We start from the raw sequence: 13,669 nt of genomic DNA, 5'->3' as shown, positions 1-13,669 counted from the left end.
GAAAAAAAGAATATCTACTCGATTTAAAAACTCGCAGCAAAATTTACTTAAATAAGTAGATGAAAAAGTTTAAAAAGATTAAAAACGTTCTAATTTTCATTGCCCTAGGCAGTGTTTTGGTTGCTTCCTTATTGAGTATTAATCATTTGAAAAACCAGTCAACTCTAAAATCTAAGAAAAGGAACAATGACAAGCATTACAACGAATTTTTTCAAATCACTGTCAGTGGCGCAATAGAATTACCTGGAACATACTACTTCGAAAAAGATGCAACTTTGAGAACCGTTTTGAAAAAAGTCGGAATAATGAAGCAAGCTGATTGATCAAAAATTGATCTAAGTATGCATCTAAAAGACAAAATGAATGTTGAAATCCCTTTTAAGCCGGACTTTAAATTGCCTGTGAGTTTTTTTAATACAATCGAGAAGTTTAAAATCCTTAACATTGCACCTAAACAAGCTAAGAGTCTTTTCAATTATTTCAAAGAAAACACTTATTATCAATGAGAAGATATTGCCAAACTTGATCAAATTGGTGAAATTACTATTGCCAAATTGCGCGAGCATTTAATTTTGTAAAGCATGGTTGAGTAAGTCTCTTGACTGTGATTTTAGGTTATTATTTTTTTCAAAATTACAATTTTTATTTACTTCCAATTATTATTCTTTTAATAGCATCAAAAATAGCAAGTTTAGGTTTTTGAAAATCCATTTTGATATTATCTTGTTTGTTGTTGTTAGCACTATTAATTTCTAATCTCGCGTGACAAAATGCCCAGCACTTTAGTGTTATTGTCAGGCCAAAAATAATATTCAGAAGAGGTCTTGTTTTCCAGTTTTTAAACAAAACTTTTTTAGTTCAAAACGTAAATTATATTAAGCCTCAAAACTATTATTTTATACAAGGTTGTATTGAAAAAAATTTGAATGAAAACACTCAATCTTTTCTAGACCAACTAAAAATTGATTTTGTACTTAAAACCAGTACTTTTTCAGTCTTTAATAATAATAAAATTTACAATTTTTTAATGCACAACATTGAAAGAAACGATGTTATTTCCCAAACGTTTCTTAAGCTTTTATTACTTGGTATTAAAGATAAAAATGACATTGTGGTTCAGCACATTTATAAGTTGAATATTAGTCATATTTTTGTGGTTAGCGGATTTCATTTTGGACTAGTAGGATTTGGTTTAATGACAATGTTTAAAAAGTTAAAAATCAATAACCACATTTGTTACTTTTCAACATTTATAATTTTGTTTTTATTGTTGTGTTTACTGAATTTTTCAATCAGTGGTTTAAGGTGCTTTGTTTACTTTGTAATTCTTTATCTTTTGGATTGCAAAAAACCAAACAAATCAAATAAAGTTTTAGCTTTTTATTTAACGCTCTTTATTAATTTTGTTTACATGCCTACTCTTTTTTACAACATTGGTGCAATAGCTAGTTATAGCTTAACTTTTATGTGTTTGAGTGTCACAACAAAAGACACACGATTGAAGTTTATTAAAATTAATCTACTTGCTTATATTCTCAGTCTCGTTTTATTTTCATCAATAATGAAACGAATAAATGTTTTGGCTTTATTTTATCAATTGCTCTTTAGCACAATGATTCCATTCATTTATCTGAATTCACTTCTTTTCTTTTGGTCACCATATACTAATTATTTGATTTTTAATTCTTTGAATTGAATTTTGAATTTCTTAACATCATTACCTTCCACTATTCCTATCCTTAGTTTTGGTACAACATCGTTTCTATATTTCTACTTATTTTGCCTACCTTGATTTTATTTTCAAAAGCAACAAAAAGTAAAATCAAAATGAGAATTCACAACTCTTAAATACACTTAATCAATATTGGTGAAAATCTGTGCATTTTTTCGACTGGATAACCTTTCTTTCTGTAAGAAAAAGTCGACTTTTTACAATATCACTTTTCAGCAAAAAAGTTAATGGGTATAATTAGAATTATGAATTTTGTTTATGGTGACGAAAAATTTTTCGTCGAATTTTATATTAAAAAGTTTATAAAGGCAAACAAGGACGTTTTTGACCGTCGTAAGTTTGATGAATCTTCTGATTTGGAAGATATTTTTGACGCACTTTCTTCAGTTGATATTTTCGATGAAAAAAGATTGGTAATTATTGAAAATTTAGTGCTATTTAAAGACTTAAAAAATCAAAAAAAAGACATCGACAAATTTATTGAGGTTCTTGATAATTTATCACCAACAGTTGAAGTTTTGATTTCTTTATATAGTGAACAAGAAGCTAAAATTAGTCAATCAAAAATATTCAAATATCTAACAAAAAAAGCAAATGTCAAAAAAGTTAATAAACTAAAAGCATATGAAATGAATGCTTTTATCAAGAAATATGTCGAAGATAACAAGGGTTCTATTACTCCTGATGCAATAAACGATATCGTTGCTCGTTATGGTTCGAATTTATTCTTAATTTGCCAAGATTTAGATAAATACTTAGTTAACAAAGAACAACCAATAACTCTTAAAACAATGGAAAATGATGAAATAATGTTTTCTGAAAATCCTGAATTTGCATTTGGTGATGCCTTTCTAAAATGCGTAAGCAATGAAAAACTATATGAAAAATTTGAAGAGCAAATGCTTATGGGAACTCCTTTTGCGTTACTTAACACTTGAGTAGTAAATATCTTAGAACAAGCAATAAAAATCCACGTTTTAAGACAAAATAAGATGTCAGATTCAGAAATTATAATGATTCTGAAATTACATGCCTTTCGTTTCAAATTAATCAATAACTTTTTAAATTTTCATAAAATCGAACAAATTCAAAGCTGAATGTCACAAGTAAGCCAACTTGATTTAGATTTAAAAGAAGGTTTTCTATCTGAAGAGGTTTGTTTAAGCAAGTTTATAACTGTTTTAATGGAGTAAAAATGAATAATGATTTTTTGAATAAAAAATACCCAAAATTAAATTTCTATGAGCTAAAAGTTGACAAGTTTTTAGACACAAATAATTCTGGTTTTGGAGATTATCAAGGAGTAGAAAGAAAAATTGAATATTTTGAAAAAATGAATTTTAATGTCATTTTGTTCAACAATATCCTTGACTACTACCAGGAATTAGACAACATCAATGAAATCCATAATCGCTATGGATCTCTTTATGACTTGCGAAGAATGGTGAAATTATTAGCAGAGAAAAATATTGCTTCAGCTGTCACAATAGACATTAAAAAAATTCAACAAACTTACACGAACTTTAAACGTGCTAATCAATTTTATGACAACAACAAAACACTTGAAGAACAAAAAGAATTATCAAGTTTAGAACGTTATGTATCTTTCGAACATGTTCGTGAAAACAAAATTGATCTAAACTCGAACATCTTAAGCTATTATGAAACAATCCTGAAATTCTATGGACGTTTAGGATTTAAGTATATTTTTATTGAAAATGCTGAAGTTTTACAAGTACAAAAAAGCGACACTTTTTCTTCTGAATTGATTCAAAAATTAAAAGAAATTTACATCATGACAAAACGTTATGATGGTGAGATTAAATTAGTCTTATCAGCCAACAATGTATCTCATAAATTCATAAAAAAACTTCTTTCAGCTGATGCTACTATTTGCGATTATGTGTTTTTAAATTACTTTGCTTTAATTGGAAGAGACAAAAATTATAAAAACTACCTGATGCGAACTTTCCGGCCAGCAAAATTATTTAAAGAAATCAAAAAATACTCAAAATTGCATCAATTTATTATTTCACTTGCATCAGATAAAACAGGAAGAATTAATTCACGTTGGGGTGATGAAAACGCTTACAAATTTGAGTCTGCTAAGTCACTGGCCTTGTTGTTGTTTTCTAGTGCTAACTCAACATCAACTTATTATGGTGATGAACTTGGAATGTTAAAAGCAAAGATTTCTGATAATTCACAGTACAAAATTGCTAATTTTAATGAAATTAAACGTAATCTTGAATCAAAAAATATTAGTAACGAAAAGTTTTTAAAATCAATATCCTATCAACACCCAATTAGTACTAATGGGGTAATGAGCTGATCTAATCAACTTAATGCTGGATTTTCACAACAAAGAGAAATTAGTTTTACAAAACCAGAAAACTTTAAGGAAATTAACTTTACTTCAGAAGCAAACAATAAAAACTCACCGCTTAATTTTTATCGCTTCTTACTAAGTCTTGTTAATGATGATGATTGAGGTGATTTAATGAAATACGGTTCAACTCATTTTAGAATCTCACTAAATCGCAAAATTTTAAAAGTTGTGCGTAAACACCAAAATCAAAAAATGATATTTGTTGTTAATTTAAGCAAAAAACCTTGTTACTACAAGGTAGGTAAAAAATGACAAATTTTTGCTTCTAGCTACTCAGATAAAACCTACACCACAACACCAGAGCAACTAGATGCTTTCGAAAGTTTAATCCTAGTTAAAAAAGACGATGACATTGAGAAATTTAATGCTGAAAAATAAGCTAAAAACTTATGTAAATTATTAATTAAAATGTGATAAAATTGAAAAGCAATATATGAAGACAATAACTGCGAAAGCTTAATTTGTTATCGAGTATAGAAGTTTTGATGTATTGTATCCAAAATCTTAAAAGGAGACAAAATGAGCGACTTAAGAAATGCTAAAGTTTTGGTAGTTGACGAAATTACTAATGCTTTAAAAAATTCTCATGCTCTAGTTGTTGCACGTTACCAAGGATTAAACGTTGAACAATTACAAACATTGAGAAAAGAAGCTAAAGCTCTAGGTGTAACTTTAAAAGTTTACAAAAACCGTTTAGTAAAACAAGCTACTCCTGCTTTAGGTCACGAAGCTCTTAACGACTACTTAACAGGTGCTAACATTTATGCATTTTCAAATAACGATGATATGTCAGCAGCTAAAGTTATCGCTAAGTTTGCTAAAGAATTCCCTCAACTAGAAGTTGTAGCTGGAATTTATGAAAACCGGGTAATTGATGCCCAAGAAGTTCAAGTAGTTGCTTCTCTACCAAGCTACGAAGAAGCACTTATGTTACTTGGAAACTCACTACTTGCGCCATTGAGAAATCTTTCAATTGGTCTAGATATGTTAGTAAAAGAAAACAAATTACAAGGATAGGATAGGTAAAAACTATGGCAAAATTAACAAAAGAAGAATTTATCTCTGCATTAAAAGAAATGAACATTAAAGAAGTTATGGAACTAGTTGAAGGACTAAAAGAAGAATTCGGAATTGACCCTTCAGCAGTTGCAGTAGCAGCAGCCGCTCCAGCAGCTGGTGCAGCAGAAGAAAAAACAGAATTCAATGTTACTCTAAAATCAGCTGGAGACCAAAAAGTTAACGTTATTAAAGCTGTTAAAGAAGCAACAGGATTAGGACTAATGGAAGCTAAAAAATTAGTTGAATCAGCTCCTGCAGTTGTTAAAGAAAACGTTAAAAAAGATGAAGCTGAAGAAATCAAAGCTAAACTTGTTGCTGCTGGTGCAGAAGTTTCAATCGATTAATAATTTTCTATAAACATTAAATGGCTCTATGCCATTTTTGTTGTTTTATTAAGGCACTTTTATTTTTCGCCTAAAAACACCAAAAACACTCAAAACTGAATAAATTTTGTATACAAAAAACATTTTTTAAACAAAAAATTTGGCTTAAGCCAAGCATTATTTCTGAGGAGTTAAATATGGAACAAAACCACCAAAAATTTATTGAAAGAAAATTCGGGCCGATTACCATTCGGCGTGATTATTCAAAATCTCCTAAAGTTTTTAAAACCCCAGACTTTTTAAAAATGCAACGTGATTCTTTTGAACAATTCATTGACCAAGGAATTGAAGAAGAACTAAACTCAGTTTACCCTATCGAAGTTCCTAACAAAGTAAGAATTGAATATAAGAAAAACTCACGTGTTTTTGAAAAACCAAGTAAATCAGAATTCGAATCAATCAAAACCGCTAAGCAAAAAGGTTCTTCATACGTTGGAAAATTAAAAGCAACTCTTCGTCAAACTAACACAACAACTGGTGAGACTGAAGACTATGAAGTTGTTTTTGGAGAAATTCCAATTATGACTGATGGTGGAACATTCATTATCAACGGAAGTGAAAAAGTTATTGTTAGCCAATTAATTCGTTCAACCGGAGCATATTTTGGAGTAGGAGTTCGGAACAAACAAGCTAACGACCTGTTCAACAAACTTGAAATCTTCCCACACGTTGGTTCATGATTAGAAATTAGCCACAAAGTTACTGGAGTTAGTGTTGACTCAGTAAAAATTAAGATTGACAAAAACAAAGGAATTTACTTAACTACATTTTTAAAAGCATTAGGATTAACTGAAGCATCAATTACTAATTTGTTTGGTACAAATGATGTTTTAGCTGAAACTTTAAGAAAAGACAAGGTAAAAGAAGATGACCGTGAAGAAGCTATAAGACTTTCACAGGAACAAATTTACCGTATCATCCGTCGTGGGGATAGAATGACTGATGATAGTGTTAGAAATCTATTACCAAATGTACTATTCAACGAAAAACGTTATGATCTAGCAATCACTGGACGTTTTACTATTAACCGTAAACTAAGTGTTATCGATCGTATCGTAAACTCATATTTAGCTCAAGATTTAATCAAAACTGATGAAGACGGAGTAGTAAGTGTAATTTATAAAAAAGGAACATTCATTACTCCTGATCTAGCAACCAAAATTAATGATGATTTTAAAAATGGAAACATTGATTTAACAAGATTACCAGATATTAGTGAAACAATCTATGCAAATCAATTAAGTACCCCAACAAAATCATTAGCAAACAAACTAAATGTTTCAATGGTTCGTATTTGACCTACTGAAAAAGCAATGGAATTAAATAGTGAACCTGTTTTAGTTATCGGAAATGATCAAAGTTCAGAAGATAAACACTTAATCATTCCTGACATTATTGCTGCTGTTTCATACTACTTTAATTTATTAGAAGGAGTAGGAACTAGTGATGATAATGACTCGCTTGTAAATAAGAGAATTGTTACAATTGGAGAATTATTACAAAACCAATTCAGAATTGGATTACTAAGACTTGAAAAAGTTTCACGTGAAAAGATTTCTGGAAAAGACATTGAAAAAATTACTGCTAAAAATGTAACAAACAACAAGCCTATTTACAACCAAATGAAGACATTCTTCAACTCATCAAAACTTTCACAATTCATGGATCAAGTTAATCCACTAGGAGAAATTTCGAATAAACGTCGGGTAACCAGTTTGGGACCTAGAGGACTTAACCGTGATACAGCACAATTCGATGTTCGTGACGTTCACTCAACTCACTATGGACGTATTTGTCCGATTGAAACACCTGAAGGACCAAACATCGGACTTATCTTAAATATGGCTTCATATGCCAACATTGATAAACACGGATTCATTCAAACTCCATACTTTAAAGTAAATAACGGAGTTGTTGATTTTAACGATGTTCGTTACTTATCAGCAATTGAAGAAGTAAATTACTCATTTGCCCAATCATCAATTAATATTGATGAAAATGGAAAAATTTTAGATCCTAAAGTTGTTGTTCGTAAAAACAATGACTATATTGAAGTTGATGCTAAAGATGTTAACTACCTAGGAGTTAGTTCACGTCAAATGACATCAATCGCTGCTTCAGCTATTCCATTCTTGGAAAATGACGATGCTAACCGGGCACTGATGGGATCAAACATGCAACGTCAAGCAGTTCCATTGATTAAACCTGAAGCGCCATTAGTTGCAACTGGAGTTGAAGCAGATATTGCTAAATACTCAGCTGCTAACATTCGTTCAAACCACGATGGAGTTGTAACTTTCGTTGATGCTTCAAGAATTGACATCAAACCAAACGGACAAAAACAAGCAATCAAATACTGATTACGCACTTTTGAGCGTTCAAACCAAGGAACAGTTATTCACCAAAGACCAATCGTTAAAGTTGGACAAGAAATTGCTAAAGGTGATTTGCTAACTGATGGACCAAGTATGGAAAACGGAGAATTAGCTCTAGGTAAAAACGTACTTGTTGGATTCAGCACCTGATTTGGATACAACTATGAAGATGCTGTTATTCTTAACGAAAGATTAGTTAAAGATGACGTTTATACATCAATCCATATTGAAGAACAAACCATTCAATTCCGTCGTTCAAAAGCTGGAGACGACATTCTAACCAGTGAAATTCCTAATGTTTCTAATCGTTCGAAACGTTTCTTGACTGAAGAAGGAATTGTTAGAGTTGGATCAGAAGTTAGTGCTGGAGACATTCTTGTAGGACGTGTTTCACCAAAAGCTGAAGAAAACCCAAGTCCTGAAGAAAAACTAATGGCTGCTATCTTTGGACAAAAAACATCAACTCACAAAGATACATCACTAAAAGTTAAACACGGACACGCAGGAACAGTTGTTGCTGTTGATGTTCTAAGTCGCGAAAATGGTGATTCGCTAGAAGATGGAATCGAAAAAATCGTTAAGGTCTCAATTGCACAAAAACGTAAAATCAAAGTCGGGGACAAAATGGCCGGACGGCACGGAAATAAAGGGGTTGTTTCAATCGTTTTACCAGAAGAAGATATGCCATATCTAGAAGACGGAACACCACTTGATATTCTTCTTAACCCACAAGGGGTTCCTTCACGGATGAACATTGGACAAGTTCTTGAATTGCACTTAGGACTGGCTGCAAGAAAATTGAATACTAAATTTGTTTCACCAATTTTTGATGGAATTAGTTACCAAGAAATCAAGAAAATCCAACAAGAAGCAGGAGTTGATCCAAGTGGAAAGATGACTGTCTATAGCGGACAAACCGGAGAACCATTTGATAACCCTATTTCAGTTGGAATCATGTACTACTTGAAGCTATACCACATGGTTGATGACAAGATGCATGCTCGTAGTGTTGGTCCTTACTCATTAATTACTCAACAACCTCTTGGAGGAAAGAGTCAAAATGGGGGACAACGTTTCGGAGAAATGGAAACTTGAGCTATCGAATCGTATGGAGCAACAAACGTATTGCAAGAATTATTGACATACAAATCAGATAACATTATTGGACGTAACCAACTTTACAATGCTCTTGCTACAGGTTCAAAACTACCACAACCAGGTACTCCAGAATCATTCAGCGTTCTAAGTTATGAACTAAGAGGATTAGGAATTAAATTAGAAGTTAGTGAGCAAGAAAAAAATAAACATGTTGGTGAACAATTACCACTAGAAGCGCAAGGAGAATACTAATTATGGCAAAAAATTACAAAGGTAATCATGACTCAATTTCACATATTTCACTTGCACTTGCAACTAGTGAAGATGTTCGAAACTGAAGTAATGGTGAAGTAACAAAACCTGAAACTATTAACTATAAAAGTTACAAACCAGAACGCCACGGATTATTTGATGAATTAATTTTTGGACCAATGATTGACTTCCGTTGTCCAATCTGTGGTCACAAATACAAAAAAATTAATGAAGGACAAAACTGTTCAAAAACTGACTTGTGTAAACTAGAAAAACCAGTCATCTTACAAAAAATGGCTCGTCGTAACCACATGGGTCACATTGAACTATCTGCTCCTGTTGTTCACTTTTGATACTACAAAGTTGACCACTCAATTTTGGCAAAATTGTTAGGTTTAAGAGTTGAAAATACTAGTGAATATGTTCGTCGTGCGGATTATGAAAACTTAATTTACTACAAATCGCACATTGTTTTAGAATCAGACGGACTAAAAAGCCTACCAAAAAACAAAATCATTGAAGTTAATAACGCTGGACCTATCTACCGTGATGCTTTACAAGAATTAGCATATCGTTTTGAAGAAGGTAGTGAAGAACGTTTAGATATTGAAGAAGCAATCGAAAACTTGATTGAAAAAGGGGAATCAAAAATCGGTCAAGACTATGGGATTGACTTCTATGAATTCAATGACATTATTCAAGAGTACTCAAATGCTAAAATCGCTACCGGTTCAAAAGCTATTGAGTATTTACTAAAAAACATTAATCTAGAACAAGAACAAAGTGAAGTTGAAGCAGCAATTAGAGAAATCAATCACGAAGAATACACAAATGGAGTAATTTCTTCAACTCAAAAAACTAATCGCGAAAAACTTTACAAACGTTTACAAGTAATTAATTCATTCATTGAAAGTGGTCAATCACCAACCTCAATGTTGATTTACAATCTACCAGTTATCCCTGTTGACTTGCGTCCATTAATTCAATTAGATGGAGGACGTCACTCAACTAGTGACGTTAACGAACTATATCGTCGTATTATCATCAGAAATAACCGTTTAAAACAATGAATTGAAAAAGAAGCACCTAACTTGATTATCCAAAACGAATTACGGATGATTCAAGAAGCAGTTGATGCTTTAATTGACAATGCTCGTCGTAGCCCGAGCCCAGTCCTTTCAAAAGATAACCGTCCATTTAAGTCAATTAGTGATGCGCTAACTGGTAAAAAAGGACGTTTTAGACAAAACTTGTTGGGAAAACGTGTTGACTACTCGGGTCGTAGTGTTATTGTTGTTGGTCCGAATCTAAAAATGCACCAATGTGGTATCCCACGTGAAATGGCTGCAAAACTATTTGAACCATGAATTATTAACGTTTTAATTGAAAAAGAAATCGCTTCAACCATTAAACAAGCCAAAAAAATGATTGAAGATCAAAACCCAGTAATCTGACCACATGTTGCTGAAGTAATTAAAGGAAGATTAGTGCTTCTTAACCGGGCACCAACCCTTCACCGTCTAAGTATTCAAGCATTTGAGCCAGTTTTAGTTCGGGGGAAAGCTATTAGATTACACCCACTAGTATGTACTGCCTTCAATGCTGACTTCGACGGGGACCAAATGGCTGTCCATGTTCCAGTTAGTGATGAAGCGTTACTAGAAGCTCGTGAACTAATGCTTGCTAATAAAAACATTCTAGGTCCTAAAGATGGAGAACCTATCATCAACCCTTCACAAGATATGATTTTAGGTCTTTACTACTTAACTTTAGAAAAGCCAGGATCTAAAGGAGAAGGAAGAATTTTCCGTGACTTCGAACACATGATGCGTGCTTATGAAGCTAAAAGAGTAGACTTACATGCTCGTGTTGCTATGCCAATCGAAGCAATTAAAGATAAATCTGAATCAATTTACAATCCTGAAGACAAATACATCATTTCTTCAGTTGGAAAATTCATCTTTAACTCAGTATTCCCACGCTCATTCCCATTCATTCACCACGCTGATTTTGGAACAACAAATGAAGAAATCAAACAAAACTCAAGACGTTTTGTTCTAAGAAGTGGTCAAGATATTGAAAGTTACATTAAATATGAGTTAGGAATTCAAAAAGCATTTACCAAGAAAAACATTGCCAAAATTGTTCGTTTAGTATTCGATCGTTATGTTTCAGTTGTTTCAATTAAAGATATTGCAACAGTGATTGATAAATTAACTCCTGAAAATTACAAACAAACCTTATCAGAATACATTCAATTGCTAGATTACAATGGTAAAAACATTAATGCTTTACACGCTAATGAATTAGCACAACTAACAGAAAAACACTTTGAACACTGCTTTAATAAAGCAAAAACAGACGCAAACGGTAACTACTACAGCTATTTATCAAGTGCTGAAAAAGCTCGTATTTTAGATGGTGTTTGATTTGATTACACAAACAAAGTAGCTTCAATTCTAGACAAAATTAAAGCTCTAGGATTTGAGTACTCAACAAAGAGTGGTATTAGTATTGCTATTAGTGACATCATCGGAACTGACAAAAAATCGGATTTCATTGATGAAGGGGATAAATATATCAACGAACTAAAAGAATTCTATAACTCTGGAGAATTAACTGATGACGACCGTTATAACTTAACTATCCGTAAATGAGCTGAAGTTAAGGATAAAATTCAAAGTCAACTAAGTGAAGTTATTAAACAAAATACTTATAACCCAGTTATTATGATGATTGACTCAGGGGCTCGGGGAACAATTAATAACTACGTTCAATTAGCAGGTATGCGGGGACTAATGGCAAACAATACCAAAACCCTAAAAGCCGATGCTAAAAACGACCGGGTAGTTCGTTCAACTGTTGAAGTTCCTGTTAAATCTTCATTCCTTGAAGGACTAACAGCATACGAATTCTATTCATCAACTCACGGGGCTCGTAAAGGACTAACCGATACTGCTCTTAACACCTCAAAATCTGGATATCTAACCCGTCGTTTAGTTGACGTTGCACAAAACATTGTTGTTAAAGAAGAAGACTGTGGATCAGATTACGGATTCTTAATTAGAGACATTACTGACACAAAAACAAAGCAAACAATCGTGTCAATGTTAGACCGTATTGAAGGTCGTTTCTCTAATCAAGATGTTTATGATAATAACAACAAATTATTAATTGCTAAAAACCAACTTATTACTCCTGCTGATGTAGCTAAATTACGTAAAGCTGAAATTAAAGAAATTGAAATTCGTTCAATTTTTGGATGTAATACACGTAATGGTGTATGTAAACACTGTTTTGGAAAAGACTTAGCAACGAACCGTCTTGTAAACATCGGAGAAGCGGTTGGAATTATTGCTGCTCAAAGTATCGGGGAACCAGGAACTCAGCTAACCATGCGTACCTTCCACTCTGGAGGGGTTGCTGGGGTTGAAGATATTACTGGTGGATTTACCCGTCTAACTGAATTAATCGATGCTTATGAACAACCTTGAGGAACTCCAGCTGTTATTTCTCCTGTTGAAGGACAAGTAGTTGGAATTGAAACTCAAGAAGGAAAAGAAGGACACTATCTAGTTAAAATTGAATACATCAACAGTAACAAAGAATCACAAATTCTTACTCAACACGTTGAAACTAAGAAAAAACTACGTGTTGAAGTTGGTGACAATGTTCGTATCGGGCAAAAAATCTCAGAAGGTCCAATTATTCTTAAAGACTTACTACAAATTGCGGATGCTCATGCCGTACAGAATTACTTGCTAAAAGAAATTCAAAGAATTTATCGTTCACAAGGAATTGCAATTAGTGATAAATATATCGAAATCATTGTTCGTCAAATGATGTCTAAAGTTGTAATCACTGATCCAGGAGATTCTAAATTCTTTGCTGGAGCAATTGTTGACATTTTTGACTACCAAAGTGAAAGTGGAAAATTATTATCACAAAACAAACGTCCTCCATATGGAAATATCATCATTAAAGGAGCAAAACAAACTCCTTTACTAAGTGATTCATTCTTAGCAGCTGCTTCATACCAAGAAACTACAAAGATTTTAGTTCATGCAGCAATTTCTAACCAAGTAGATCCATTAGAAGGACTAAAAGAAAACATCATTGTTGGTAAGAAAATTCCTGCTGGAACAAACTTCTTACCAGTAGAAGAAAATTCAAAATACAACATTCGTTCATTTGCTAGCTATTTCAAAAACGATGACGAAATGAATTTAGATTTACAAACAGTAAATAAAGATTTAGAAGAAGAATTAACTCAAATTCACCAAGAAAGAGAAATTGAAAATATTTACGAATATTTTGATGATTCAAGTACTGATGAAGATAGCTATGAAATCGATGAAGAATAATTAAATAGCCCAATTTT

General features: G+C 32.3%; 8 protein-coding genes. All 8 read left to right on the top strand.

Translation table 4 applies throughout. The features are described from left to right. Nucleotides 1-59: 59 nt before the first annotated feature. The 8 genes from ACWXVN_RS02435 (at nt 60) to rpoC (ending at nt 13,652) form a co-directional block, all read left to right on the top strand. Nucleotides 60-578: an MAG0490 family ComEA-like DNA-binding protein gene (locus tag ACWXVN_RS02435; protein ID WP_438341267.1), complete on the top strand. Its 519-nt coding sequence runs from the start codon at nt 60-62 to the stop codon at nt 576-578. A 344-nt stretch (nt 579-922) separates the two neighbouring features. Continuing rightward, nucleotides 923-1,858, top strand: a complete 936-nt coding sequence (locus tag ACWXVN_RS02430) for a ComEC/Rec2 family competence protein (protein ID WP_455979008.1) — start codon at nt 923-925, stop codon at nt 1,856-1,858. 119 nt (nt 1,859-1,977) lie between these two features. Then, nucleotides 1,978-2,925 carry a DNA polymerase III subunit delta gene (gene holA / locus ACWXVN_RS02425; protein ID WP_455979007.1) on the top strand — a complete coding sequence of 316 codons (948 nt, stop codon included), beginning with the start codon at nt 1,978-1,980 and terminating at the stop codon, nt 2,923-2,925. Nucleotides 2,926-2,927: 2 nt separating this feature from the next. Next, on the top strand, nt 2,928-4,499 hold the full coding sequence (locus ACWXVN_RS02420; RefSeq protein WP_455979006.1) for an alpha-amylase family glycosyl hydrolase: 1,572 nt from the start codon (nt 2,928-2,930) through the stop codon (nt 4,497-4,499). 141 nt (nt 4,500-4,640) lie between these two features. After that, the gene (rplJ, locus tag ACWXVN_RS02415) at nt 4,641-5,138 is read left to right on the top strand and encodes a 50S ribosomal protein L10 (RefSeq protein ID WP_455967835.1); all 498 of its coding nucleotides are present in this window, start codon (nt 4,641-4,643) and stop codon (nt 5,136-5,138) included. Nucleotides 5,139-5,152: 14 nt separating this feature from the next. Beyond that, complete coding sequence (rplL, locus tag ACWXVN_RS02410; RefSeq protein ID WP_455979005.1) at nt 5,153-5,524, top strand: 50S ribosomal protein L7/L12; 372 nt, start codon at nt 5,153-5,155, stop codon at nt 5,522-5,524. Between the two features lie 176 nt (nt 5,525-5,700). Beyond that, nucleotides 5,701-9,288 (top strand): DNA-directed RNA polymerase subunit beta, encoded by a 3,588-nt coding sequence (gene rpoB, locus ACWXVN_RS02405; protein ID WP_455979004.1) that lies wholly within the window; start codon nt 5,701-5,703, stop codon nt 9,286-9,288. A gap of 2 nt (nt 9,289-9,290) precedes the next feature. Beyond that, nucleotides 9,291-13,652 (top strand): DNA-directed RNA polymerase subunit beta', encoded by a 4,362-nt coding sequence (gene rpoC, locus ACWXVN_RS02400; RefSeq protein ID WP_455979003.1) that lies wholly within the window; start codon nt 9,291-9,293, stop codon nt 13,650-13,652. Nucleotides 13,653-13,669 lie beyond the last annotated feature (17 nt).

The organism is Mycoplasma sp. 4044 (assembly GCF_053851695.1).
This window is presented reverse-complemented; position numbering and strand designations above follow the sequence as displayed.